Below are 23,229 nucleotides of genomic sequence, written 5' to 3'. Positions count from 1 at the left end.
TGAGTCCTGCATCGCCCATGATGACGCCTTCGCCGGCAAGCCGGGCTCCTACAGGGATTGTGTATGCCGCCATGTATTGCAAAAAGGCGCCAAAATCCAAGGTTTATGGCAAACTTCGCGACCATAAGCGCCGGTTTCGCGGCCTAGAGCCTTCGGCCAGCTCGCGCGACGGATCAAGCGATGCCAGGTTTGCGTCCCCAGGATGGGAATAGACCCTTTGTGTATTGGCACGACTGTACCAATACTTTCTGCCTGAACAGATTAGAGACACGACCATGCATAACGTCGTCATCAGCGGCACCGGCCTGTACACCCCGGCCAACAGCATCTCCAACGAAGAGCTGGTGCAGTCTTTCAATGCTTATGTCGCTCAATTCAACGCCGACAACGCCCAGGCCATTGCCCGCGGTGAAGTCGAGGCGTTGACCGAGTCCAGCGCAGCGTTCATCGAGAAAGCCTCCGGTATCAAAAGCCGCTTTGTCATGGACAAGGAAGGCATTCTCGACCTGCAACGCATGGCACCACGCTTGCCGGAGCGTTCCAACGACGAATGGTCGGTGCTTTGCCAGATGGCCATCGGTGCCGCCGAACAAGCCCTGCAACGCGCGGGCAAGACCGCTGCGGACATCGACGGCGTGATCGTCGCCTGCTCCAACCTGCAACGCGCCTACCCGGCGATTGCCATCGAAGTCCAGGAAGCGCTGGGCATCCAGGGTTTCGGTTTCGACATGAACGTGGCGTGCTCCTCGGCCACCTTCGGCATCCAGGCTGCGGCCAACAGCGTCCAGTTGGGCCAGGCCCGGGCGATCCTGATGGTCAACCCGGAAGTCTGCACCGGCCACCTGAACTTCCGCGACCGCGACAGCCATTTCATCTTTGGCGATGCCGCGACCGCGGTGATCATCGAACGCGCTGACCTGGCCACTTCCAGTCACCAGTTCGACATTGTCAGCACCAAGCTGCTGACCAAGTTCTCCAACAACATCCGCAACAACTTCGGCTTCCTCAACCGCGCGGCGGAAGAGGGCGTCGGTGCCAAGGACAAGCTGTTCGTGCAGGAAGGCCGCAAGGTGTTCAAGGAAGTCTGCCCGATGGTCGCCGAGCTGATCGCTGCGCATCTTGAAGAGAATCAACTCAACGTAGGCGACGTGAAGCGCTTCTGGCTGCACCAGGCGAACCTCAGCATGAACCACCTGATCGTCAGGAAGCTGCTGGGCCGTGAAGCCACCGAGCAGGAAGCGCCGGTGATTCTCGATACCTACGCCAACACCAGTTCGGCAGGTTCGGTGATTGCGTTCCACAAGCACCAGGACGACCTGGCTGCCGGCTCGCTGGCCGTGCTCAGCTCGTTCGGCGCCGGTTATTCGATCGGTAGCGTGCTGTTGCGCAAACGCTGATTTCGCAACTGAAAGATCGCAGCCTGCGGCAGCTCCTACAGGGGATTACTTAACCCTGTAGGAGCTGCCGCAGGCTGCGATCTTTTTTTGCGCAGAAAAAAACTCGCGTTGCCGTATCGGACGGATGATGGGGACCGATACGGCAACGCGAGTGTGTAAAAGCGACTCAGGCGTCCATGCTGGAGTCGTGCAGCGGGGGCATCAGAACTTTGCTTCGGCATCCAGTTGCAGGGTGTTGATGTCGGAGTCTTTCAGGTTGACGCTGGCGTTGGTGTAGTCGGAGTTCGCCATGAAGTACGTCGCACCCAGGGTGAAGTTCTTGTCGAGCTCGTAGCTGACTTTCAACTTGCTGCCGCGCGAACCGGTGAAGCCGTTGGCGAAGTCGGAGTCGGTGAAGGCACCCACCACCGCATTTTGCTGCACGTCGCGGTAGTTGTAGTCCAGGCCGAAGCCGTAGATCTTGGTCTTGACGCCGGCCAGCCAGCCAGTGTCCTGGTCGTTGCTGGCTTCGGCGTTGTGCACGTACTGGCCGTACAGCGACAGCGGCATCGGCAGGCCGCCGATGTCGATCTGGCTGAAACCTTCCCACAGACGGAATTCTTCGCCCGGGCTGTTACCGTTGACGGCCAGTGCGCATGGCGTGGTGGTGGCGGTGCAGACGCTGTCTTCGTCGTTGTCGTAGTTGTAGAGGCTGCCGCCCACGGTCATTTTCAGGTTGTCGGTAATGGCGAAACGCGCACCCAACTGGCCAGCGTACAGACGCAGGTCGTGCTTGAACTGCACGCCATCGCCGTCGACGTTGTCCTTGAGGGTGTAGTGACCGGCACTACCGAACAGTTCGGTGTTGCCCAGCGGGTATTTGTAAGTCAGGGCCAGGCCTTCCGGGTTGACGTCGCTATCCCAGATGATGTCGCCCATGCTCACCCATGGCTGCAGCATCTTGCCGCCGATCACGTGCAGGTTCTTGATGGCATCGGGGTGGTAATCGACGTAACCCAGGTCCAGCCAGATCTGCTTCTTGTCGAAGTAGTTGTTCAGGTCCTGGTTGGTGGAGCGAGCGTCGTCGCTGCTGCCGGTGGCAATACGGATGCCGGTGTCCACTTGCGGGTTGATTTCGCTGTACGCACCCAGGCGGGCACGAATGCGCTGGCGATCCTGGTCCTTGTTGTTGGAAACGCCATCGTTGTGGACGTTCTCCTGGCGGAAACGCACGTCGCCCTTGAATTGGGTCTTGGCCGCCCACGCCAGTTTCTGGTCGAAGGTGCTCAGCTCATTGGTTTTCTTCGCGGTGGCCGCGATCTGCTCGTTGGTTTCTTGCTGGGCCTGACGAGCGATTTGCTGGTCTTTCTGATCACGTGCCAGCTCGGCTTGCAGTTCGGTGTACTGGGCGTTGGTAATCGAGCCGTTAGCCTTGAGCATGTCGAGCAGTTTGGCGTCGACTGCAGCGCTGGCAGGAACACTCATGGCCAGCAACAGGCCGCCACACAAGGCCGCCGCAGTTTTCGTGGAAGCAAGACGCATATCAATCTCCGAAGATGAGAGTGGATGGCTGGACCATCCTGGGCACAACCGACCATGGGGTGGACGGAAAACAGTGGCCGGATATAACCCGGCGCTCTAAAAACAGGCGCCAGTATCGCGATGGTTTATTACAGTGCGGTGGCAATGTGATGGCATGTCTGTGACGATGCAAAGTCGTTGCGAACTATTGATCTAGAGCGCTGTCGTCGAAATGCCCGTGTGCAAAGCACACCGATAGGCGATACTCGCGGGGCTTTCACACCATGAAGAGTGAGGATGGTGATGCCGTTGCAACGCCTGCAAAACCTGTCGGAAATCGACCCGCAAACGTGGGACGCACTGGTACCCGAGAATCAGCCCTTTCTGCGTCACGGGTTTCTCGGTGCGATGGAAGACAGTGGCAGTGTCGGTCCGCATTCCGGCTGGCAACCTGAACATTTGCTGCACGTTGAAGGCGATCGACTGATCGCTGCGTTGCCCAGTTACCGCAAGTGGCATTCCTACGGCGAGTATGTGTTCGATCACGCCTGGGCCGATGCCTGCGAGCGCGCGGGCATCGATTACTACCCCAAACTGCTGACGGCCGTGCCGTTCAGCCCGGTCAGCGGCCCGCGCTTGCTGGCGGCCAGGGTCGAAGACGGTTTCGAACTGCTCAAGAGCCTGCCGGGTTACCTGGAGATCGAAGAACTTTCCAGCGCCCACATCAATTTCACCGACCCGTTCACCGACGCCGCACTGGCCGAACAACCGGGCTGGCTGCAACGCATCGGCTGCCAGTACCACTGGCAGAACCGCGGCTATCGGGACTTCCAGGATTTTCTCGACGTACTCAGTTCGCGCAAACGCAAGCAGATGCGCAAGGAACGCGAGCAGGTGGCCGGGCAGGGGATCGAATTCGAATGGCTCGAAGGTCGGCAAATGACCGAGGCACAGTGGGATTTTGTCTATGCCTGCTACGCCAACACTTACGCGGTTCGCCGGCAACGACCTTACCTCACGCGAGAGTTTTTCAGCCTGCTGGCCGAGCGCATGCCGCAGGCGATTCGAGTGGTGTTGGCCAAGCAAGGCTCACGTCCGGTGGCGATGGCCTTCAGCCTGGTCGGTGGCGACAGTTTCTACGGTCGTTATTGGGGCTGCCTGGCGGAGTTCGATCGTCTGCATTTCGAGACCTGTTTCTACCAGGGCATGGACTATGCGATTGCCAACGGTTACCAGCGCTTCGATGCCGGCGCCCAGGGTGAGCACAAGTTGATTCGCGGGTTTGAACCGGTGATCACCCATTCCTGGCACTACCTGCGCCATCCCGGGTTGAAAGCCGCGGTCAAGGATTTCCTGCGCCAGGAACGGGTGGGCGTGCTGGCCTACGCCGAGGACGCGAGGACGGCGTTGCCCTATCGCCAAACCTGAACATCGCACCTTATCCTGTGGGAGCGAGCCTGCTCGCGAAGGCGGTCTATCAGCCGACAAATGTGTTGTCTGACACTCCGTCTTCGCGAGCAGGCTCGCTCCCACAAAGGTTCCGGTGATGCTCAATCGATCCCGACGAACCCACCCGTCTGGTGCTGCCACAACCGCGCATACAAACCGCCGTGGGCCAGCAGTTCGGCGTGAGTGCCGGTTTCGGCGATCCTGCCATTCTCCAGCACCACCAGCCGGTCCATCCGGGCGATGGTCGAGAGCCGGTGGGCGATGGCGATCACAGTCTTGCCCTGCATCAGGGTCTCGAGGCTTTCCTGGATCGCGGCTTCCACCTCTGAATCCAGGGCCGACGTCGCCTCGTCCATGATCAGGATCGGCGCGTCCTTGAGCAGCACGCGGGCGATGGCGATGCGCTGGCGCTGGCCACCGGAAAGCTTCACCCCGCGTTCCCCGACATGGGCATCGAAACCGCTGCGGCCTTCAGCGTCCGACAACAGCGGGATGAACCCGTCGGCCCGGGCCTTGTGCACCGCCTCCCAGAGTTCGGCATCGGTGGCGTCGGGCTTGCCGTAGAGCAGGTTGTCGCGGATCGAGCGATGCAGCAGCGAGGTGTCCTGGGTAATCATGCCGATGCGTTCGCGCAGGCTTTCCTGGCTGACGTCGGCGATGTTCTGGCCATCGATGAGGATGCGTCCGCCTTCCACGTCATACAGGCGCAGCAGCAGGTTCACCAAGGTTGACTTACCCGCACCGGACGGACCGATCAGGCCGATCTTTTCGCCGGGCTTGATGGTCAGGTCGAGGCCGCCGATGATCCCGCTCTGCTTGCCATAGTGGAAGTCGACGTCTTCGAAGCGTACCTCGCCACGGGCCACGGCCAGGGGTTTGGCCTGGTCGCGGTCGGTCACGCTGACCGGTTGCGAGATGCTCTGCAGGCCATCCTGGACCATGCCGATGTTTTCGAAGATGCCGGTGACCACCCACATGATCCAGCCGGACATGTTGACGATGCGAATCACCAGCCCGGTCGCGAGTGCAATGGCACCGACGGTGATCAGCGACTGCGTCCACAGCCACAGGGCCAGGCCGGTAGTGCTGACGATCAGCAGGCCGTTCATGCTGGTGATGACCACGTCCATGCTGGTGACGACACGGCCGGCCAGTTGGGCTTTTTCGGTTTGTTCCTTGATCGCTTCGCGAGCGTACTGCTGCTCGAAGTTAGTGTGGGCAAACAACTTGAGGGTGGTGATGTTGGTGTAGCCGTCGACGATCCGCCCCATGAGTTTGGAGCGCGCATCGGAGGCCACCACCGAACGATCCTTGACCCGTGGCACGAAGTAGTAGAGCGCGCTGATGAAGGCGATGATCCAGGTCAGCAGCGGGATCATCAGGCGCCAGTCGGCTTCGGCGAACAGCACCAGCGAGCTGATGGCGTAGATCAGCACGTGCCACAGCGCATCCACCGCCTGCACCGCCGAATCGCGCAGGGAGTTGCCCGTCTGCATGATGCGCTGGGCGATGCGCCCGGCGAAGTCGTTCTGGAAGAAATTCAGGCTCTGCTTGAGCACGTAGCTGTGGTTCTGCCAGCGGATCAGGCTGGTCATGCTGGGGCTCAGGGTCTGGTGCACCAACAGGTCATGCAGGCCGACGAAAACCGGGCGCAAGACCAGTGCTACTACCACCATCCAGGTCAATTCAACGCCGTGTTCCTTGAAGAAGTCGGCGTTAGGCGTGCCCTGGGCCAGGTCGATGATGCGGCTCAGGTAACTGAACAGCGCCACTTCAATCAATGCGCCGACCAGGCCGACGATCAACAGGGCGGCAAAACTGGGCCAGACCTGCTTGAGGTAATAGGTATAGAAAGGCAGGACCCGATCCGGCGGTGCGGCTGTCGGGGCATCGCGGAAGACGTCGATCAGTTTTTCGAAGCGGCGATAAAGCATTGGTTATTCACCCGCGAACGGGCTCTCCTTCAACGGTTTGAGCGTTGCCGGCAACACCGGCAACAGCTCGGACATCCTTGTCCAGCTTAGTCTCAGTCGATGCGCTTGGCCGACTTGATGAACACAGGGTCCGCAGGCACATCCTTCATGCCGCTGCGCACGGTGGTTGGCGAGTTGACGATGATGTCCACCACGTCCATGCCCTTGACCACCTTGCCGAATACCGCGTAGCCATCACCCTGGTCGAGGAAATCGTTGTCCTTGACGTTGATGAAGAACTGGCTGGTGGCCGAGTCAGGTACCGACGTACGGGCCATGGACAAAGTGCCACGAACGTTGACCAGGCCGTTCTTGTGCTCGTTCTTGATCGGCGCCTTGGTTTCCTTTTGCTGCATTTGTTGGGTGAAGCCGCCGCCCTGGACCATGAAGCCCGGAATTACGCGGTGGAAAATCGTGTTGTTGTAGAAGCCGCTGTCAACGTACTCAAGGAAGTTCTTGGTGCTGATCGGGGCCTTGACCGGGTCCAGTTCGATTTCGATCTGGCCGTTGGTGGTCTCCAGTAGCACGTGCGGCGCCTTGGCAGGCGTTGCCGCCATCAGGTTGGCGGCAAACAGAACGGAGCCAGCGGCGAGGGCGATTTTTTTCAGCATGGGTCAGTGATCCTGATGGGTGGTGTCGACTGCGGCGAGAAACTCGAGCAGCGTCTGGTTGAAGCGTTCGGGCTGGTCCAGCGGGGTGGCGTGACGTGAATCCTCGATCACTGCCAGCCGCGCATTCGGCAGCAGCCTGACGTAGTTTTCCTTTAGCGCGACCGGCGTGTAGTCGCGGTCGGCGCTGACGATGAGGGTTGGACAGGTGACCTTCGAAAGTCGTTCCTGAACCCCCCAGCCAACAATGGCATCGAAGCTTGCGAGATAAGCATGTTTGTCGTTTTTTGCCCAGCGTTCGGCCATCTTTTGTCGCAAATCGGCCTGCCCGGGTTTGGGGAACAGCTTGGCGCCCAGGGCTTTGCCGATGCTGTGAAGGCTCAGTACACGCATCAGGCTCCAGCGCTTGAACCACTGCCAGTAATCGTCGCGGCTGCGCAACTTGACCTCGGGCGCGCTATTGACGATGCACAGGCTCTTGAGCAATTGCGGCTGGTCCACGCCCAGTTGAAAGCCGATCATGCCCCCCATCGACAACCCTACGTAATGGGCGGGCCCCAGGTTCAGGTGCTCCATCAGCGCCACCAGGTCGGCGCTGAACCCGGCGATGCTGTAGCGCTCGCGGGGTTTGTCGGAACGCCCGTGGCCGCGCACATCCGGGACGATGACCCGGTAGCGGGCGGCCAGCGTCGGGATCTGTTCTTCCCAGTCCAGGGTACTGGAACCCAGGCCGTGGACCAGCAGCAACGGCGTGCCGTGGCCATATTCCTCATAGTGCAGGTTGCAACCTTCGTGTTCGAAATAGGCCATGCATTACCTCCTTGTCAGGCTTGTTCTGGGGCGGCGAACGGTGCGTCCAGTGGGGCGGTGTCGAACGTGCGAAGCAGTTCGATCAGAATCTGCGTCGCCGGGCCGAGCGGTTTGTCCTTGTTCGAATACAGGTAAAAACTCGGGTTGCGGCTGCCGCCCTGATCCAACGGTAGCACCTTGAGCGTGCCTTCCTTGAGTTCCCGTTCGATCATGTGCCTGGGCAACCAGGCGAACCCCAGGCCGCTGCCGACGAACGTGGCGGCGGTGGCCAGGCTGCCGACGGTCCAGCGTTGTTCGGCACCGAGCCAGCCGACGTCCCGTGGTTGCTGGCGCCCGGAGTCGCGGATAACCACTTGCAACTGGCTTTCCAGGTCCTGGAAATTCAGTTCGCGATTGAGGCGGTGCAGGGGGTGTTCCGGATGGGCGACCGCGACGAACTCGACGTCGCTCAATTCCGCGCCCAGGTAACCGGGAATGCTGAAACCGCTGATGGCCAGGTCGGCCACCCCTTCGAGCAGGACTTCCTCCACACCCGACAGCACCTCCTCGCGCAGACGCACGCGACAGCCGCGGCTTTGCGGCATGAACGCGGTCAGCGCGCGGACCAGGCGGGCGCTCGGGTAGGCGGCATCGACCACCAGGCGCACTTCGGCCTCCCAGCCTTGCTCCATGTGATGGGCCAGGTCTTCGAGCTGACTGGCTTGTTTCACCAGTTGCCGCGAGCGGCGCAGCAACACGCCGCCAGCCTCGGTGAGTACCGCCTTGCGCCCGTCGATGCGCAGCAACGGCACGCCGAGCTGGTCTTGCATGCGCGCCACGGTGTAGCTGACCGACGATTGCGAGCGGTGCAGCGCTTCGGCGGCCTGGGCGAAGCCGCCGTGGTCGACCACGGCCTGAAGCGTTCGCCATTGATCAAGGGTCACGCGGGGCGCTTTCATGATGGGCTCCTGTTGTCCTAAGCTGCGCAGTTCTTATTGGAGACTGCTGAATGAAAAAAATGTGTTGTGCTTTACTGGCGATGTTGCCGTTGACTGCGTTTGCTTATCCAATCGACGTCCAGAAAGAGCTCAATGGACTGAAGATCGACTACACCACCTACGCCTCCGATTACGACATGGGCTCGATCACCGTGAACAACTACGGCGACACCGCTGCCGAATGCTCGGTGGTGTTTCGCAACGGTCCCGAATCGCCCAAGACCCGCAGGGTCAATCTGGACGCGGGTAAAAGCGCGGATCTTTCAGCCAAGTTCAACCGCAAGATCATCAAGCTGTACATCAGCATGACCTGCAAGCCGAAATGACATCCAGCGGAGTACGCCAATCGCCGACGCTCCGCTTATAAACGAATTTCTTGATCGGTTATAGCAGTTATTTGCGCTTTTTCATCGATATGACTCTGTATAACCTTCACTCCATCGACTTACAGCATTCTCAGATGGAGCCTACATCCCATGTCCCGCGTTCTGATCATCGAAAGCAGTGCCCGTCAGCAAGACTCGGTTTCCCGTCAACTGACCCAGACCTTCATCAGCCAATGGCAAGCCGCACACCCCGGCGATCAGATCACCGTGCGTGACCTGGCGGTCAACCCGGTGCCACACCTGGACATCAACTTGTTGGGCGGCTGGATGAAACCTGCCGATCAGCGCAGCGACATCGAACAACTGTCCCTGGAGCGCTCCAACCAGCTGACCGACGAGTTGCTCGCCGCCGACGTGCTGGTGATGGCCGCGCCCATGTACAACTTCGCCATCCCGAGCACCCTCAAGGCCTGGCTTGACCATGTGCTGCGTGCCGGCGTGACCTTCAAGTACACCGAAACCGGTCCGCAAGGTTTGCTCAGTGGCAAGCGCGCTTATGTACTGACCGCTCGCGGCGGGATCTACGCCGGCAGCACCGCGGATCACCAGGAACCCTACCTGCGCCAGGTCATGGGCTTCATCGGCATCCACGACGTGACGTTCATTCACGCCGAAGGCATGAACCTGGGCGGCGACTTCCAGGAGAAAGGCCTGAACCAGGCGAACGCCAAGCTTTCCCAAGTGGCCTGAGCCGTTAATCGCCAGATAATCACCGGATGGTCTAGTGACCTGGCGCGCAACCCTTCAAGCCTGCACGCGCATCGAACCTCCCTTTGCACTTGTTGCTCCTGAGTGCTCTTGCCCGATTGAACGCTTTAGCGAGATCGGGCTTTTTTTTGCCTGGGTTTTTGTATCGTTTGACTGTTCGCGATAAACGGCAAAAACCGCTATCTTCGCCACCATTCAAAATGAGGCGAGCATGGGCTATCTACTTTTTGTCACGCTGATCCAGGCGTTTTCCTTCAGTCTGATCGGCGAGTACCTGGCCGGTCACGTCGACAGTTACTTCGCAGTGCTGATACGCGTGCTGCTGGCGGGGCTGGTGTTTATCCCGCTGACCCGCTGGCGTTCGGTGGAGCCGGTGTTCATGCGCGGCATGCTGCTGATCGGCGCACTGCAATTCGGCGTGACCTACGTCTGCCTGTACCTGAGCTTTCGCGTGCTGACGGTGCCGGAAGTGCTGCTGTTCACCATCCTCACGCCACTGCATGTGACGCTGATCGAAGACGCATTGAACCGTCGCTTCAATCCCTGGGCCTTGATCGCGGCACTGGTGGCAGTGGCGGGGGCGGCGGTGATTCGCTTCGACCGGATCAACCCGGACTTCTTCATGGGGTTCCTGCTGCTGCAACTGGCCAACTTCACCTACGCCGCCGGGCAGGTGCTGTACAAACATCTGGTCGCGCGCCATCCGAGCGACTTGCCGCATTACCGGCGTTTTGGCTATTTCTACCTGGGCGCATTGGCGGTGGCGTTGCCGGCGTTCCTGCTGTTCGGCAAGCAGAACTTCCTGCCTGAAGCACCGTTGCAATGGGGCGTGCTGCTGTTCCTCGGGCTGGTCTCGACGGCGCTGGGGCTGTACTGGTGGAACAAGGGCGCGTGCCTGGTGAATGGCGGGACGCTGGCGGTGATGAACAACCTGCATGTGCCGGTGGGGCTGCTGATCAATCTGTTGATCTGGAATCAGCATGAGGAGCTGGGGCGGTTGCTCCTCGGTGGTTCGGTCATATTGATGGCGGTGTGGATTAGCCGGTTGGGTGTACGCCAACCAGCTATCGCACATTGATCCATTGGCATAAGCAAACTGCCGACTATCATTCTAGCGTGCGCCCTCAAATTGACGGCCTGCAAAAACAGAACGCCGTTGCTTTTTTTTTTCCGCCGAGCGTAGGTGAGACAAGAAATGGCCAAAGCTGCCGATGTGGTTGTGCAATGCCTGGAAAGTGAAGGCGTCGAGTATGTGTTCGGCATTCCCGGCGAAGAAAACCTCGACCTGCTTGAATCCCTGCGCAAGTCGACGATCAAGCTGGTGCTGACGCGTCACGAGCAATCCGCCGGCTTCATGGCCGCCACCTACGGCCGCCTCACGGGTAAGACTGGCGTCAGCCTGTCGACCCTCGGCCCGGGCGCAACGAATCTGGTGACGGCCAGCGCGTACGCCTATCTGGGCGGCATGCCCATGATGATGATCACCGGCCAGAAGCCGATCAAGAAGTCCAAGCAAGGCCGTTTTCAGATCATTGACGTCTGCGGCATGATGGCGCCGATCACCAAGTACACCCACCAGTTCGCCTCGGCCGACAACATTCCGGCGCGAATGCGTGAAGCATTTCGTCTCGCTGAAGAGGAGAAGCCCGGAGCAGTCCACCTGGAGTTGCCGGAAGATATCGCCGCCGAGCAAACCGATAGCATGCCGATGCCGCGGAGCCTGCATCGCCGGCCATTGGCCGAGCACAAGGCTGTCGAGGCCGCTGTCGAGAAGTTGCAGAACGCGCGCAGTCCAATCCTGGTGATTGGCGCAGGTGCCAACCGCAAGATGACCGCCAAGGTGTTGAAGCAACTGATCGACGATACCGGCATTCCCTTTATCACCACCCAGATGGGCAAGGGCGTGGTTGATGAGCGCCACCCGCGTTTCCTCGGCAATGCCGCGCTGTCGTCGGGAGACTTCGTGCACCGCGCCGTCGAGGCCGCCGACCTGATTGTCAACATCGGCCACGATGTGATCGAGAAGCCGCCATTCTTCATGGTGCGTGGCGGCACCGAAGTCATCCACATCAACTTTCGCTCCGCTGAAGTCGACGCCGTGTATTTCCCGCAGATTGAAGTGATCGGTGATATCGCCAACGCCGTCTGGCAGATCGGCGAAGCACTGAACGATACCAGCCATTGGGATTTCACCCGGCTGATGGCGATTCGTGATGCGAACGAAGCCCAGATCATTGAAGGGGCGGACGACAACAGGTTCCCGGTCTACCCGCAGCGCCTGGTTGCCGACATTCGTCGCGTATTGCCGTCCGAGGGCATCGTTGCCCTGGACAACGGCATCTACAAGATCTGGTTTGCCCGCAACTACAAGGCGCACAAGCCCAACACCGTGCTGTTGGACAACGCGCTGGCGACCATGGGGGCGGGTCTGCCTTCGGCCATGGCTGCACATTTGGTGTACCCGGATCGTCCGGTGATCTCCGTGTGCGGGGACGGCGGCTTCATGATGAACAGCCAGGAGTTGGAGACAGCGGTTCGCCTGAAAATGCATTTGACCGTGGTCATCCTGCGGGACGACGGCTACGGCATGATCCGCTGGAAGCAGGCCAATATGGGCTTCACCGACTTCGGCCTGGATTACGGCAACCCCGATTTCGTGAAGTACGCCGAGGCCTATGGCGCCAATGGCCATCGCGTGGAGAGCGCCGAGGGTTTCCTGCCGCTGCTTGAGCACTGTGTCAGGACACCCGGTGTGCATGTGATCGACTGTCCTGTCGATTACAGCGAAAACGACCGCATCCTGAACATGGAGTTGCGTCAGCGTAGCGCTGCCCTTTGATCTCATAGCGAGATTTGTCGACGGGTTCGTATACCTGATCACGAGCATCGGCGGGCGCAGGCTGAAGCATTGAAGTCCTGGCAGCTTCAAATACAAAAGGGCCCTTCGAGGGCCCTTTTGTTGTATGCGTCTTCTGAACTCAATGCCCGATCATGCCTGGCGCGCTACCAATGCCGAGTAGCTGTTCATCAGGTTGCGGTAGTTCGGGATGCGCTGGGACAGCAGGTTGCCCAGGCCTTCGATGTCGTTGCGCCAGTCGCCCTGCAATTCGCAAGCGACCGAGAACCAGTTCATCATTTGAGCCCCTGCCTGGGTCATACGGTTCCAGGCAGCCTGTTGTACGGTGGTGTTGAAGGTGCCGGAAGAATCCGTGACCACGAACACTTCAAAGCCTTCGGCGAGGGCAGACAATGTCGGGAAAGTCACGCAGACGTCAGTCACCACACCGGCGATGATCAATTGCTTGCGACCGGTCGCCTTGATGGCCTTGACGAAGTCTTCGTTGTCCCAGGCGTTGATCTGGCCAGGTCGGGCAATGTAAGGCGCGTCCGGGAACATCTCTTTGAGTTCAGGTACCAGTGGGCCGTTGGGGCCTTGTTCAAAGCTGGTGGTGAGGATGGTTGGCAGCTCGAAGAACGTTGCCACGTCGGCCAGGGCCAGTACGTTGTTCTTGAATTCGTTGGGCGAAAAGTCTTGAACCAGGGAAATCAGGCCAGTCTGGTGGTCAATCAACAAAACTACTGCGTCGTCTTTGTTCAGGCGGTTGTAGGTAGCGTTGCTCATGATGAATTCCTTTCGAGGTGGGTGAGTGGCTTCGTTCAACATGAGCACAGATTAGGGTTTGCGATGAGGTAGAAAAAGCCGCTGAAAAGTGTTTAACTGTCAACCTGGAGGAGACAATAGGGATTGGGTTTGCGCTGCTACATGATGTGCTTTTCGGACTCCGGCATATGGCTCGCGCCCAACACCGCCGGCAACAAGCCAGCCCGTAAATCCCCGCCACTCGGCTGTTGATACAGGCTCAAGCCAAACTCCGGCAACACCGCCAGCAGGTAATCGAAAATATCCCCTTGGATCCGCTCGTAATCGGCCCACGCGGTGGTGCGGGTGAAGCAGTAGATTTCCAGCGGAATTCCTTGGGCCGTGGTCTGCATTTGCCGGACCATGCAGGTCATGTTCGGCTGAATCTCTGGATGACTCTTGAGATAGGCCAGCGCATAGGCGCGAAAGGTGCCGATGTTGGTCATGCGCCGGCGGTTGGCCGACATCGCCGCGACATTGCCCTGGGCTTCGTTCCAAGCCTTGAGTTCGGCCTGTTTACGGCTGATGTAGTCAGTCAGCAGATGCACCTGGGCGAGCTTCATCTCTTCATCATCGCGGATGAACCGCACGCCACTGGCATCAATGAACAGGCTGCGCTTGATCCGCCGGCCACCGGACTGCTGCATGCCGCGCCAGTTCTTGAATGACTCGGACATCAGGCGCCAGGTCGGGATCGAAACGATGGTCTTGTCAAAGTTCTGCACCTTGACCGTATGCAGCGTGATGTCCACGACATCGCCATCGGCACCGACCTGCGGCATCTCGATCCAGTCGCCGACCCGCAGCATGTCGTTGCTGGTCAGCTGCACGCTGGCGACGAACGACAGCAGGGTGTCCTTGTAGACCAATAGAATCACCGCCGACATGGCGCCCAGGCCTGAAAGCAGCAACAACGGCGAACGGTCGATCAATGTGGCGACGATGATGATCGCGCCAAACACGTACAGCACCATTTTCGCCAACTGCACATAGCCCTTGATCGAGCGCGTACGGGCGTGTTCGGTGCGGGCGTAGATGTCCAGCAGGGCATTGAGCAGGGCCGTGATCGACAACAGCAGGAACAGAATGGTGAACGCCAGCGCCACGTTGCCGAGGAAAACCATCGCGGTTTTACTCAGCTCCGGTACCAGATGCAGGCCGAACTGGATCACCAGCGACGGAGTGATCTGTGCCAGGCGCTGGAACACCTTGTTGTGACGCAGGTCGTTGATCCAGTGCAGCGCCGGCTGGCGGCCCAGTATTTTGCTGGCGTGCAGGATCAGGTAGCGCGCCACTCGTCCGAGGGCCAGGGCAATCACCAGCAACACCATCAATGCCAGGCTGGCATGCACGAGCGGATGCTGGTCGAGGGCACCCCAGAGGTCTTGGGCATTGAGCCAGAGCTGTTTGATATCCATGGGCAAAAAAGATTCTTCTAGGGGACACGAGGGGCGATTAGAGCATTTAAGACGCTTTGTATTACCGTCGGTGACAAATCGGGCAATAAAAAAACCACTGTTTACCGCCATTTGTACAAAGAAACTCGGCCTACGCGCTCGAAACCGGTACCCTATGCAGCTGTTTTTTTGTATTTCTTCGAGGTAGCACCCGTGTTTTCCGAATTCGCCTTGCACGAACGCCTGCTCAAAGCCGTGGCCGAGCTGAAATTTGTCGAGCCAACGCCTGTGCAAGCAGCGGCTATTCCGCTGGCGCTCCAAGGGCGTGACCTGCGGGTGACAGCGCAAACCGGTAGCGGCAAGACCGCTGCATTTGTCTTGCCGATCCTCAACCGCCTGATCGGCCCGGCCAAGATCCGCGTCAGCATCAAGACCCTGATCCTGTTGCCAACCCGTGAGCTGGCCCAGCAGACCCTGAAAGAAGTTGAACGCTTTTCGCAGTTCACTTTCATCAAGTCCGGCCTGATCACCGGCGGTGAAGACTTCAAGGTCCAGGCCGCCATGCTGCGCAAGGTGCCGGACATCCTGATCGGTACGCCGGGGCGGATGATCGAGCAACTGAACGCCGGCAACCTCGACTTGAAAGAAGTTGAAGTGCTGGTGCTCGACGAAGCCGACCGTATGCTCGACATGGGTTTCGCTGAAGACGTGCAGCGTCTGGTGGACGAGTGCACCAACCGTCAGCAGACCATGCTGTTCTCCGCCACCACCGGTGGTTCGGGGCTGCGCGAGATGGTCGCCAAGGTGTTGAACAACCCTGAGCACCTGCAGCTCAACGCGGTCAGCCAGCTGAACGAGACCACCCGTCAGCAAATCATCACCGCTGACCACAACCAGCACAAAGAACAGATCGTCAACTGGCTGCTGGCCAACGAGACCTATCAGAAGGCCATCGTCTTCACCAACACCCGTGCCATGGCCGACCGCATCTACGGCCGCCTGGTGGCCCAGGAATACAAGGCGTTCGTGCTGCACGGCGACAAGGACCAGAAGGATCGCAAACTGGCGATCGACCGTCTGAAGCAGGGCGGGGTGAAAATCCTCGTGGCCACCGACGTTGCCGCTCGCGGCCTGGACGTCGACGGCCTGGACCTGGTGATCAACTTCGACATGCCACGCAGCGGCGACGAGTACGTACACCGTATCGGTCGTACCGGCCGTGCTGGCAACGATGGCCTGGCCATCTCGCTGATCTGCCACGGCGACTGGAACCTGATGTCGAGCATCGAGCGCTACCTCAAGCAGAGCTTCGAGCGCCGCACCATCAAGGAAGTCAAAGGCGCCTACGGCGGACCGAAAAAGGTCAAGGCCTCCGGCAAGGCTGTCGGCGTGAAGAAGAAAAAGACCGATGCCAAGGGCGACAAGAAAAAAGTCGCCGCCAAGACCCCGACCAAGCGCAAGAGCGTCAACCGCCCGAAGAGCGACTCTCTGGTCAGCAAGGACGGCATGGCCCCGCTCAAGCGCCGCAAGCCGGAAGCGCCGGCTGCTGAATAAGCGCTTCGGCTAGCCCAATAAAAACCCGGACAGTGTCCGGGTTTTTTTACATCAAAAGAATGATCTGATCGTTCCCACGCTCTGCGTGGGAATGCACCCTGTGACGCTCCGCGTCACCGTTGCGCATGGCTCATGTCATGCGTCGTCAGCGGAACGCGGAGCGTCCCTGGCGGCGTTCCCACGCAGAGCGTGGGAACGATCAGATCCCGAACAGACCTGCAATCAGGTCGGCTGTAGGGCGCCTCGCTTTGGCTATTGATTTTCTTGCCACATCGAGCCACTAAAGTGAACAGTATTACGGACAGTGTCCGGGGTTTTTTTCGTGTCTTCAGCTCTCGGCTTTCTTCTCGGCCGTACCCAATTCCTTGAGCCGCTGATCGATCAACTGGCACTTGTCCGGCAAATCCTTGGAGGCAGTGCCCAGGTCCATTTTCTGCAGCTCGTCGTTGATCTCCTTGGCCTTGGCCGGGTTCTGTTCGGTGAGCTTGGTGACTTCCTTGGCCAGCTGCTCGCGTTTGAGAGTGGCCTCCTCCGGCGTGCAGGCCCAAACGGGCAGGGCGCAGGCGAGGGTGGTGGCGAGGGTAAGCTTCAGCAGGATTTTCATCTGTCGGGCCTCAGTTCCGGTTAAGGCGGGTTAACCGGTTGAGGGTTGCCGCAGGCAAAAAGTTCACCGCCATCTCCTGTGGCTCACGAGTCGGTTTTTTGAGCTCTATCCGCCATGGCAGCAGCTCGCCGTTGCCTTCTCCTCATACTGGTCATGGTGCCGCACCCAATCCATGATTTCTTCTTCGTTACGGCCCTTGGGCATCAGGTCGAGGTAGTTGTAAGTACCCACCAGCAGGTCCAGACCCCGGGCATAAGTGGAGTAGGTGTGGAAAATCTCGCCGGCTTCGTTGCGATAAAACACGCTGAGGCCGGGAAGTTCTTCTTCCGAACCGTCGGTTTTTTCGTAGTTGTAGGTGGCCTTTCCGGCGGCGACGTCTTCGGCGCGGGCCGTTACACCGAAGTCATAGTTGAAATCGCAACCTTCGGAGGATACCCAGTCGAATTTCCAGCCCATGCGCCGCTTGAACGCCTGGAATTGGGCGAACGGTGCGTGGGACACCGCCACGACCGAGACGTCGTGGTGTGACAGATGCTGGTTGGCCCCGTCGATGTGGTCGGACAGGAACGAGCAACCGGGGCAGCCTTCGTCCCAGCCGTCGGCGAACATGAAATGGTAAATGACCAATTGGCTGCGGCCACCGAACAGGTCGGCGAGTTTCAGTTCTCCGTCGATGCCCTGGAAGTGGTAGTCCTTGTCGATTTTTACCCAGGGCAGGGCGCGGCGCTCGGCGCTTAGCCTGTCCCGTTCCTTGGTGAAGGCCTTTTCGTGTGCCAGGTGTTGTTTGCGCGCGGCGAGCCATTCTTCCCGCGACACAACGGGGTGGTTCTGAATGTTCATTTGGCGTTCTCCTGCGTGATGCGGGGGAGGTGACTTACACAGCCTAGTCGTTTGACCTGCCGGTAAATCGACATACCGCCGGTCGGTCGCGTGAAAGGAACGCGGGCTGAACGGCTGCCGTGCGCTTTTGTTACACCCTATGAAGGCCCTCTCTTTCACGGGCACCGGAGGTTGAATCAGGATGACCACTTACAACTGGGATTTGATTGAGCACTTGCTGCACGAAGTGCAGAACGGTGCGAGCAGCTTCACGCCACGGCCCTATGCCGAGCAGTACGCCGCGCAGAAAGCAGCGCAAGGTGAGCAGATTGAAAACCTGGATCACTTGAAAGCGCTGGCCGGCGAGTATGAAAAGTTGCTGCTCCTGCGCGGTTATATCGAGCCTCGACCCGAGGAACAGGGAGGCACCGGTTCGAATTACATTTTGACGATGCGTGGTTCGAGGTTGTTGAGCCTGATCGACAGCTGTATTCCGGGCGATGAGCATCCGCGGCAGGTGCTGGATGAGCAGGAGGATGCATTGGACGAACAGACGTTTGATGAAGTGGCTTCGAAGGCGCAGATTGCCTGACGTTCATCCAACCTGTAGGAGCGAGCTTGCTCGCGAATGCGTAGTGTAGTGACATCAATGTAAACAGGCACGCCGCATTCGCGAGCAAGCTCGCTCCTACAAGGGATTTTTGTTGCGTTCAACTCTGCTTCGCTGCTTTCAGGCATTTCAAGTCACTGAAATCCTTCTTCACGCCCTCGATCTTCGTCAACAAGCGCTGACGTTGTTGCGGCGTACTTTGCGCCATCAAATCCACAAACAGCGCCCGCGCCTGGGCTTCGGTTTTGGCGAAGGCCTGGCGGTAGGCCGGTGTCCATAAGCTCTCGCGGTTGACCAGAAGCGTCTCGATTCGCTGTGGGAATTGTGGCGTCTGGCGCTGCGCGACGGCGGCGCTGAACTGTTTCTGCCAGTGAATGCGGTTGGCGATCCATTGCGTGTTCTGGTCGCCCAAGTCATTCGACCAGGCCATGACCCGTTGTTGTTGCGAGGCACTGAGTGGCCCGAGCCATTCATTCAGGCGTTTCTCCATGCGCTCGCCACGCTGCCTGATCTGCTGCTCCAGTGGCGGTTTCAGGTATTTTTCCTGGCGCTTGCGCTGGTCCTTGGCGAAGGCCTCGTTCATTTCTGCGACCTGGTTGTCATCCAGGCCCTGCAGCAACTCGATAGCGGATGGCGTGATTTCCCGGGCGGTCTCGGCAATGGCGGCTTCGGCTTCTGCCGTGCGCGCCTGCAGCGCGGCATCGGTGACCTGATTGGTCGCGATCATGGTCTGCAGGCGGTCCAGCCAGTCGAGATACCCCGGCATTTGTGTGGTGCAATGCCAACTCAAGTGTTCCTTCAGGCGTTCGTTGAGCCAGCTTTTCTGCTCGCCGTTCATGTCCAGGTAATCGCTGAGCGTCCAGGGAATGATCACGTCGAGGTTGCGATAAGCCAGGCCCATGCGGTTGCACGCGCCGAGGGCAAGGGTGAACATGAGCACAAAGGCAATGTGTTTAATCCAGCGAGACATGGGCGAATCCTTGCGAAAGCCTGGCTTGCGGAGCTGATGCTCATCTGAACGCGCAATGAACCCGGCAGTTCAGCCCGTCAGTAGAACGTGTGTTCGGCCTTGAGGGTGAGGAGTGCGTCGCACTGGCTATTCTGCCCGGTATAGGCTGAACAATAGCTGCCGTTGAGGCTCGAATCGCTGTAGATCAGATCGAGGTCGATGCCCATGAACGGTCGGGACAGTTTTACCGACCAATCGGTGAAGCTGCCGACGTAACCGCCGTCCACGGCGACGGGCGTGTTCAACTGGTGGGTGGTGTATTTCATGCTGACCCCGATGCCGAACGGCTGGTTGCCGCGCAGGTCGGCAAACAGCGTGTTGTTGCGTTTGTCTGGATCGTTGCTCAAGGCTGCGCCGAAACGGCTGCCCAGCAGGGTCAGGCCACCGAACACTTCCTGGCTGTCGAGGGTGTCAACTTCGGGGTAGCTGTAATGGATGATGCCTACTTCGTAGCCGAGGACCTGGTCGAAGGGTTGTTTGAAACCCGCGTAGGAGTCGATCTCGAGGTTTTTTCCCGGGCTGATGCCCATGCTTGGCGACCATTGGCCGACGTAGAACCCGCTGTCATGGGTCAGGTCCAGGCCGCCATGAAACGAACCGACGGCCGATGGCTTGACGAGGCCCTGGGCCATGCTGCGGCTGGGACTGGTCCCGAGCTTGAGGTCGAAATCCCCCAGCTCGCGTTGAAAGATTTGCCCCTGCACTCCCGAACAGACCAGCAGGCCGCCGAGCAGCAAGGATAAACAAGAGGGTGTGCGCATGCGTCACTCCATGAACCGCGCGGGCAGGTTTCAGCCTGCTGTAACGCTTGATCTAGACGCGTGCAAGGATACCGACGAATGACAGGCCGGGTGGGCCGTTCGTCGATTTCTACAAGATGGGGAGGGTGTTGCGAGGTTCCAGTCCAAGCGCTTCGAAGTTCAAAGCGCTTAGGGACCAGGTGCAGCGCGGGGTATTACTTCTTGCCCAGGGTGATCTGCTTGGATGGGCCGAACGACTGGCCGCTCACACCTTTGGCAATTTGCTGGATTTCACCGCCGGATTTGAGGAACGCAGCGATCTGGCTGTTGATCGACTCGCTGGTTTCGACGGCTGGAGCTGGCTTTGCTTTGCTGTTGGATGCTTTTACGCGCATGGCGGCCATTAACCTGTAGAAAATTAACTTGGCCAGGCATCGTACAGGATTGACTTGATATTTGCTTGGCAAATATCCGCTGGGCGACATTGAGTGGGGACAGCACAAATTGCAAGTTATAATTGAAATATCGCCCTAAGCCGCTGTTTTAACTAAGAACCTGGTGGGGAAGACTGCGTTTCGCCCAGGGCAGGCGGCAGGATGATCGTCGGCCCCGGTCTGACGAGCGGCGGCCAGAAAATGGCAAAACCGGGAAAAATCAGGGCTTTGCGGGGAATTTCTGGCGCCACCGGGCTGACTGGCGAACCTGGCCGCCAAAAACGGGTAGAATGCCGCCACGCAATGAGGGTATTGGACATGGCTTTAGTCGGGCGTTACAACAGTTTGCAAGTGGTTAAACACACTAACTTCGGTTTATATCTGGACGGTGGCGCGGATGGCGAAATCCTGTTGCCTAATCGTTATATTCCAAAAGATATTCCCAGCGAAGATGAAGACTGGCTCAACGTTTTTGTTTATCTGGACAGCGATGACAAACTCATCGCAACTACTGAAAAGCCGAAAGTTCAAGTTGGCGAATTCGCCAGTTTGAAAGTTGTTGAAGTCAACAGCATTGGTGTGTTCCTGGATTGGGGCCTGCCCAAAGACCTGTTGCTGCCGTATTCGGAAGAAAAGCGCCAGATGCAGGCCGGTGAATACGCCGTGGTGCATGTCTACCTCGACAAGCATACCCGCCGCATCACCGCGACCGCGCGCCTGGACCGCTACCTGGACAAGACGCCCGCCAACTACACCCCGGGGCAGGAAGTTGACTTGCTGGTGGCCGAAGCCACCGACATGGGTTTCAAGGCCATCATCAACAACAAGCACTGGGGCCTGATTCACAAGAACGAAATCTTCAAGTTCATGCGCGCCGGCAAGGAAGAGAAGGGCTTCATCAAGGAAGTTCGCAGCGACGGCAAGATCAGCCTGAGCCTGCAACCGGTTGGCGTCGAAGCGGCCAGCAGCCTGAACTCGAAGATCCTCGCCAAGTTGCGCGAGAACAACGGCAGCCTGGCGGTCAGCGACAAAAGCGATCCGACCCTGATCAGCAGCATGTTCGGCGTCAGCAAGGGCAACTTCAAGAAGGCCATCGGTGCGTTGTACAAGAACGGCCAGATCGTGATTCATGCCGACCGTATCGAATTGAGCTGAGCGCACCCTCGCACAATGACGTGCGCAGAGAAGTAAAGGTCTCTAACAGACGGCAATTTCTGTCCATCTGGTTAATAATCGACAGCATGATATTGACGCCCCGGCATCGTACCGGGGCTTTGTTTTTGACTGTCGAGCCACTGCCATGTTTTGTGTTGTCGAGGTATCAAGGTGAGCGCCACCCGGCGCAGCGCCGATGGATTCGCCCTGCAAGTGATGGTGGGGTTGTGCCTGGTCTGGGGCATCCAGCAGGTAATGATCAAGTGGGCGGCGCCCGATATTGCGCCGGTCATGCAGGCGGCCGGGCGTTCGGGCATATCCGCGCTGCTGGTGGGATTATTGATCTGCTGGAAGGGCGGTTGGGACCAGGTGGGCGCCACCTGGCGCGGCGGCCTGCTGGCCGGGGCCTTGTTTGGCCTGGAGTTCCTGTTCATTTCCGAAGGCCTGCAACTGACCACCGCGGCGCACATGTCGGTGTTCCTCTATACCGCGCCGATTTTCACCGCGTTGGGCGTGCACTGGCTGTTGCCGAGTGAGCGTTTGCGGCCTGTGCAATGGCTGGGCATTTTCCTGGCCTTCGTCGGCATCGGGATTGCGTTTGCCGGGGGGGTGTCCTGGGATAACCTCGATCGCCGCCTGTTGCTGGGCGATGCGTTGGGCGTCCTGGCGGGGGCTTGCTGGGGCGCGACCACCGTGGTGGTGCGCGCTTCGCGCCTGTCGGAGGCGCCGGTGACCCTGACGTTGTTTTACCAGTTGATCGTCGGTTTCGTCGGCCTGCTGCTGATTGCGTTGCTCAGCGGCCAGATCACCCACGTCAGCTTGACCGGCGTGGCGGTGGCCAGCGTGCTGTTCCAGGGCATCGTGGTGTCGTTTTTCAGCTACCTGGTGTGGTTCTGGTTGCTGCGCCGGTATCTGGCGGCCAACCTTGCGGTGTTTTCGTTCATGACGCCCTTGTTTGGCGTCACGTTTGGGGTGGTCCTGCTGGGGGAGGCGCTGAGCCTCAATTTCGTCATCGGTGCCGTGCTGGTGTTGCTGGGGATTACCTTTGTCAGCGCCGAACAGTGGGTCCGTCGTCGATTGCGCAGAGTCCTTGGGCAGTCTTGAGTGGGCTGCCAGGCATGCCGTCCGCCGTTGGCAATGCGCCCGGCTGGACTCATGTCGTCGGATTATGATCCATTCAGTAACAGATCGTTGTCATGTTCGACGAGCATTGCTCGACACTTCGGACTATTATCAGTGCGAAGCGACTATAGAATTCCGGTCGCCCGGCACTACCCTGAAGGGGGCATCATGAAAGAGAAAATTCAAAACTGGCTGCACGACCTGGGTGTTGCACTCGGTTTGATTGAACCGCCTCTGCAACCTGTGCCTATTCGCACCGACGACGAACAGCGCCGACGCCAGCAGCGTCGCCGGTAAACGCGACGTCGTCCCTGCAGCAGCAGCCAAGGGCTGCTGC

General features: G+C 59.1%; 23 protein-coding genes. 11 read left to right on the top strand and 12 right to left on the bottom strand.

Annotated features, from left to right (window positions below; all coding sequences use genetic code 11):
* Nucleotides 1-275 precede the first annotated feature (275 nt).
* Nucleotides 276-1,397, top strand: a complete 1,122-nt coding sequence (locus tag HFK74_RS07155; RefSeq protein WP_180202910.1) for a beta-ketoacyl-ACP synthase III — start codon at nt 276-278, stop codon at nt 1,395-1,397.
* Between the two features lie 201 nt (nt 1,398-1,598).
* On the opposite strand, the gene HFK74_RS07150 is transcribed toward HFK74_RS07155, so the two are convergent.
* Complete coding sequence (locus HFK74_RS07150) at nt 1,599-2,918, bottom strand: putative porin (RefSeq protein ID WP_180202909.1); 1,320 nt, start codon at nt 2,916-2,918, stop codon at nt 1,599-1,601.
* A 282-nt stretch (nt 2,919-3,200) separates the two neighbouring features.
* On the opposite strand from HFK74_RS07150, the gene HFK74_RS07145 reads away from it, so the two are divergent.
* Nucleotides 3,201-4,325: a GNAT family N-acetyltransferase gene (locus tag HFK74_RS07145; protein WP_180202908.1), complete on the top strand. Its 1,125-nt coding sequence runs from the start codon at nt 3,201-3,203 to the stop codon at nt 4,323-4,325.
* 122 nt (nt 4,326-4,447) lie between these two features.
* Here the strand turns inward: HFK74_RS07145 and HFK74_RS07140 are convergent, their stop codons facing one another.
* From HFK74_RS07140 to HFK74_RS07125, 4 genes are all read right to left on the bottom strand, one after another.
* On the bottom strand, nt 4,448-6,280 hold the full coding sequence (locus tag HFK74_RS07140; protein WP_008060090.1) for an ABC transporter ATP-binding protein: 1,833 nt from the start codon (nt 6,278-6,280) through the stop codon (nt 4,448-4,450).
* A gap of 92 nt (nt 6,281-6,372) precedes the next feature.
* A complete protein-coding gene (locus tag HFK74_RS07135; RefSeq protein ID WP_046816816.1) occupies nt 6,373-6,930 on the bottom strand; it encodes a peptidylprolyl isomerase in 558 nt (185 codons plus the stop codon).
* A gap of 3 nt (nt 6,931-6,933) precedes the next feature.
* Nucleotides 6,934-7,737, bottom strand: coding sequence for an alpha/beta fold hydrolase (locus HFK74_RS07130; protein WP_180202907.1), 804 nt, complete (start codon nt 7,735-7,737; stop codon nt 6,934-6,936).
* A 14-nt stretch (nt 7,738-7,751) separates the two neighbouring features.
* Nucleotides 7,752-8,675 carry a LysR family transcriptional regulator gene (locus tag HFK74_RS07125; RefSeq protein ID WP_180202906.1) on the bottom strand — a complete coding sequence of 308 codons (924 nt, stop codon included), beginning with the start codon at nt 8,673-8,675 and terminating at the stop codon, nt 7,752-7,754.
* A gap of 50 nt (nt 8,676-8,725) precedes the next feature.
* Here HFK74_RS07125 and HFK74_RS07120 point away from each other — a divergent pair, with 50 nt between their 5' ends.
* The 4 genes from HFK74_RS07120 to HFK74_RS07105 all read left to right on the top strand — a co-directional run bounded on the left by HFK74_RS07120 (nt 8,726) and on the right by HFK74_RS07105 (nt 12,647).
* Nucleotides 8,726-9,040, top strand: coding sequence for a 3-phosphoglycerate kinase (locus HFK74_RS07120; RefSeq protein WP_180202905.1), 315 nt, complete (start codon nt 8,726-8,728; stop codon nt 9,038-9,040).
* A gap of 150 nt (nt 9,041-9,190) precedes the next feature.
* A complete protein-coding gene (locus tag HFK74_RS07115; protein ID WP_008060100.1) occupies nt 9,191-9,790 on the top strand; it encodes an FMN-dependent NADH-azoreductase in 600 nt (199 codons plus the stop codon).
* A 229-nt stretch (nt 9,791-10,019) separates the two neighbouring features.
* Entirely contained in the window at nt 10,020-10,886 is an 867-nt protein-coding gene (locus HFK74_RS07110) for a carboxylate/amino acid/amine transporter (RefSeq protein WP_180202904.1), read from the top strand.
* 117 nt (nt 10,887-11,003) lie between these two features.
* Entirely contained in the window at nt 11,004-12,647 is a 1,644-nt protein-coding gene (locus HFK74_RS07105) for an acetolactate synthase large subunit (RefSeq protein ID WP_180202903.1), read from the top strand.
* 150 nt (nt 12,648-12,797) lie between these two features.
* Here the strand turns inward: HFK74_RS07105 and ycaC are convergent, their stop codons facing one another.
* Both ycaC and HFK74_RS07095 read right to left on the bottom strand, forming a co-directional pair.
* Complete coding sequence (gene ycaC, locus HFK74_RS07100) at nt 12,798-13,430, bottom strand: isochorismate family cysteine hydrolase YcaC (RefSeq protein ID WP_180202902.1); 633 nt, start codon at nt 13,428-13,430, stop codon at nt 12,798-12,800.
* A gap of 137 nt (nt 13,431-13,567) precedes the next feature.
* Nucleotides 13,568-14,866: a mechanosensitive ion channel family protein gene (locus tag HFK74_RS07095; protein ID WP_180202901.1), complete on the bottom strand. Its 1,299-nt coding sequence runs from the start codon at nt 14,864-14,866 to the stop codon at nt 13,568-13,570.
* A gap of 192 nt (nt 14,867-15,058) precedes the next feature.
* On the opposite strand from HFK74_RS07095, the gene HFK74_RS07090 reads away from it, so the two are divergent.
* Complete coding sequence (locus tag HFK74_RS07090) at nt 15,059-16,399, top strand: DEAD/DEAH box helicase (protein WP_008060106.1); 1,341 nt, start codon at nt 15,059-15,061, stop codon at nt 16,397-16,399.
* 328 nt (nt 16,400-16,727) lie between these two features.
* On the opposite strand, the gene HFK74_RS07085 is transcribed toward HFK74_RS07090, so the two are convergent.
* The gene (locus HFK74_RS07085) at nt 16,728-17,003 is read right to left on the bottom strand and encodes a hypothetical protein (protein WP_033043015.1); all 276 of its coding nucleotides are present in this window, start codon (nt 17,001-17,003) and stop codon (nt 16,728-16,730) included.
* 105 nt (nt 17,004-17,108) lie between these two features.
* Complete coding sequence (locus HFK74_RS07080) at nt 17,109-17,843, bottom strand: thioredoxin family protein (protein ID WP_180202900.1); 735 nt, start codon at nt 17,841-17,843, stop codon at nt 17,109-17,111.
* Between the two features lie 181 nt (nt 17,844-18,024).
* On the opposite strand from HFK74_RS07080, the gene HFK74_RS07075 reads away from it, so the two are divergent.
* Nucleotides 18,025-18,414, top strand: coding sequence for a transcriptional regulator (locus HFK74_RS07075; RefSeq protein ID WP_180202899.1), 390 nt, complete (start codon nt 18,025-18,027; stop codon nt 18,412-18,414).
* Between the two features lie 118 nt (nt 18,415-18,532).
* Here the strand turns inward: HFK74_RS07075 and HFK74_RS07070 are convergent, their stop codons facing one another.
* The 3 genes from HFK74_RS07070 to HFK74_RS07060 all read right to left on the bottom strand — a co-directional run bounded on the left by HFK74_RS07070 (nt 18,533) and on the right by HFK74_RS07060 (nt 20,585).
* Nucleotides 18,533-19,402 carry a DUF6279 family lipoprotein gene (locus tag HFK74_RS07070; protein ID WP_180202898.1) on the bottom strand — a complete coding sequence of 290 codons (870 nt, stop codon included), beginning with the start codon at nt 19,400-19,402 and terminating at the stop codon, nt 18,533-18,535.
* 77 nt (nt 19,403-19,479) lie between these two features.
* Nucleotides 19,480-20,202, bottom strand: a complete 723-nt coding sequence (locus HFK74_RS07065; protein ID WP_180202897.1) for a TorF family putative porin — start codon at nt 20,200-20,202, stop codon at nt 19,480-19,482.
* Between the two features lie 194 nt (nt 20,203-20,396).
* On the bottom strand, nt 20,397-20,585 hold the full coding sequence (locus tag HFK74_RS07060; RefSeq protein WP_177325074.1) for a hypothetical protein: 189 nt from the start codon (nt 20,583-20,585) through the stop codon (nt 20,397-20,399).
* A gap of 348 nt (nt 20,586-20,933) precedes the next feature.
* Between HFK74_RS07060 and HFK74_RS07055 the strand changes: the two genes are divergently transcribed.
* The 3 genes from HFK74_RS07055 (at nt 20,934) to HFK74_RS33075 (ending at nt 23,189) form a co-directional block, all read left to right on the top strand.
* Nucleotides 20,934-21,770 carry a S1 RNA-binding domain-containing protein gene (locus HFK74_RS07055; protein ID WP_008060121.1) on the top strand — a complete coding sequence of 279 codons (837 nt, stop codon included), beginning with the start codon at nt 20,934-20,936 and terminating at the stop codon, nt 21,768-21,770.
* A gap of 171 nt (nt 21,771-21,941) precedes the next feature.
* Nucleotides 21,942-22,874, top strand: coding sequence for a DMT family transporter (locus HFK74_RS07050; protein ID WP_180202896.1), 933 nt, complete (start codon nt 21,942-21,944; stop codon nt 22,872-22,874).
* A gap of 186 nt (nt 22,875-23,060) precedes the next feature.
* Nucleotides 23,061-23,189: a PA1414 family protein gene (locus HFK74_RS33075; RefSeq protein WP_007914492.1), complete on the top strand. Its 129-nt coding sequence runs from the start codon at nt 23,061-23,063 to the stop codon at nt 23,187-23,189.
* The last annotated feature ends 40 nt before the right edge of the window (nt 23,190-23,229 follow it).

This window comes from Pseudomonas sp. SbOxS1 (assembly GCF_013416725.1).
GTDB lineage: Bacteria > Pseudomonadota > Gammaproteobacteria > Pseudomonadales > Pseudomonadaceae > Aquipseudomonas.
Note: the sequence above shows the minus strand (reverse complement) of the source record. Positions and strands in the feature narration are given on the sequence as shown.

Bases quoted from the DNA above. Each gene is read 5' to 3' on its own strand.
- HFK74_RS07150 (WP_180202909.1), bottom strand. From the start codon at position 2,918: ATGCGTCTTGCTTCCACGAAAACTGCGGCGGCCTTGTGTGGCGGCCTG.
- HFK74_RS07130 (WP_180202907.1), bottom strand. From the start codon at position 7,737: ATGGCCTATTTCGAACACGAAGGTTGCAACCTGCACTATGAGGAATAT.
- HFK74_RS07070 (WP_180202898.1), bottom strand. From the start codon at position 19,402: ATGTCTCGCTGGATTAAACACATTGCCTTTGTGCTCATGTTCACCCTT.
- HFK74_RS07085 (WP_033043015.1), bottom strand. From the start codon at position 17,003: ATGAAAATCCTGCTGAAGCTTACCCTCGCCACCACCCTCGCCTGCGCC.
- HFK74_RS07080 (WP_180202900.1), bottom strand. From the start codon at position 17,843: ATGAACATTCAGAACCACCCCGTTGTGTCGCGGGAAGAATGGCTCGCC.
- HFK74_RS07065 (WP_180202897.1), bottom strand. From the start codon at position 20,202: ATGCGCACACCCTCTTGTTTATCCTTGCTGCTCGGCGGCCTGCTGGTC.
- HFK74_RS07155 (WP_180202910.1), top strand. From the start codon at position 276: ATGCATAACGTCGTCATCAGCGGCACCGGCCTGTACACCCCGGCCAAC.
- HFK74_RS07075 (WP_180202899.1), top strand. From the start codon at position 18,025: ATGACCACTTACAACTGGGATTTGATTGAGCACTTGCTGCACGAAGTG.
- ycaC (WP_180202902.1), bottom strand. From the start codon at position 13,430: ATGAGCAACGCTACCTACAACCGCCTGAACAAAGACGACGCAGTAGTT.
- HFK74_RS07145 (WP_180202908.1), top strand. From the start codon at position 3,201: ATGCCGTTGCAACGCCTGCAAAACCTGTCGGAAATCGACCCGCAAACG.
- HFK74_RS07060 (WP_177325074.1), bottom strand. From the start codon at position 20,585: ATGGCCGCCATGCGCGTAAAAGCATCCAACAGCAAAGCAAAGCCAGCT.
- HFK74_RS07055 (WP_008060121.1), top strand. From the start codon at position 20,934: ATGGCTTTAGTCGGGCGTTACAACAGTTTGCAAGTGGTTAAACACACT.
- HFK74_RS07140 (WP_008060090.1), bottom strand. From the start codon at position 6,280: ATGCTTTATCGCCGCTTCGAAAAACTGATCGACGTCTTCCGCGATGCC.
- HFK74_RS07125 (WP_180202906.1), bottom strand. From the start codon at position 8,675: ATGAAAGCGCCCCGCGTGACCCTTGATCAATGGCGAACGCTTCAGGCC.
- HFK74_RS33075 (WP_007914492.1), top strand. From the start codon at position 23,061: ATGAAAGAGAAAATTCAAAACTGGCTGCACGACCTGGGTGTTGCACTC.
- HFK74_RS07135 (WP_046816816.1), bottom strand. From the start codon at position 6,930: ATGCTGAAAAAAATCGCCCTCGCCGCTGGCTCCGTTCTGTTTGCCGCC.
- HFK74_RS07105 (WP_180202903.1), top strand. From the start codon at position 11,004: ATGGCCAAAGCTGCCGATGTGGTTGTGCAATGCCTGGAAAGTGAAGGC.
- HFK74_RS07110 (WP_180202904.1), top strand. From the start codon at position 10,020: ATGGGCTATCTACTTTTTGTCACGCTGATCCAGGCGTTTTCCTTCAGT.
- HFK74_RS07115 (WP_008060100.1), top strand. From the start codon at position 9,191: ATGTCCCGCGTTCTGATCATCGAAAGCAGTGCCCGTCAGCAAGACTCG.
- HFK74_RS07095 (WP_180202901.1), bottom strand. From the start codon at position 14,866: ATGGATATCAAACAGCTCTGGCTCAATGCCCAAGACCTCTGGGGTGCC.
- HFK74_RS07120 (WP_180202905.1), top strand. From the start codon at position 8,726: ATGAAAAAAATGTGTTGTGCTTTACTGGCGATGTTGCCGTTGACTGCG.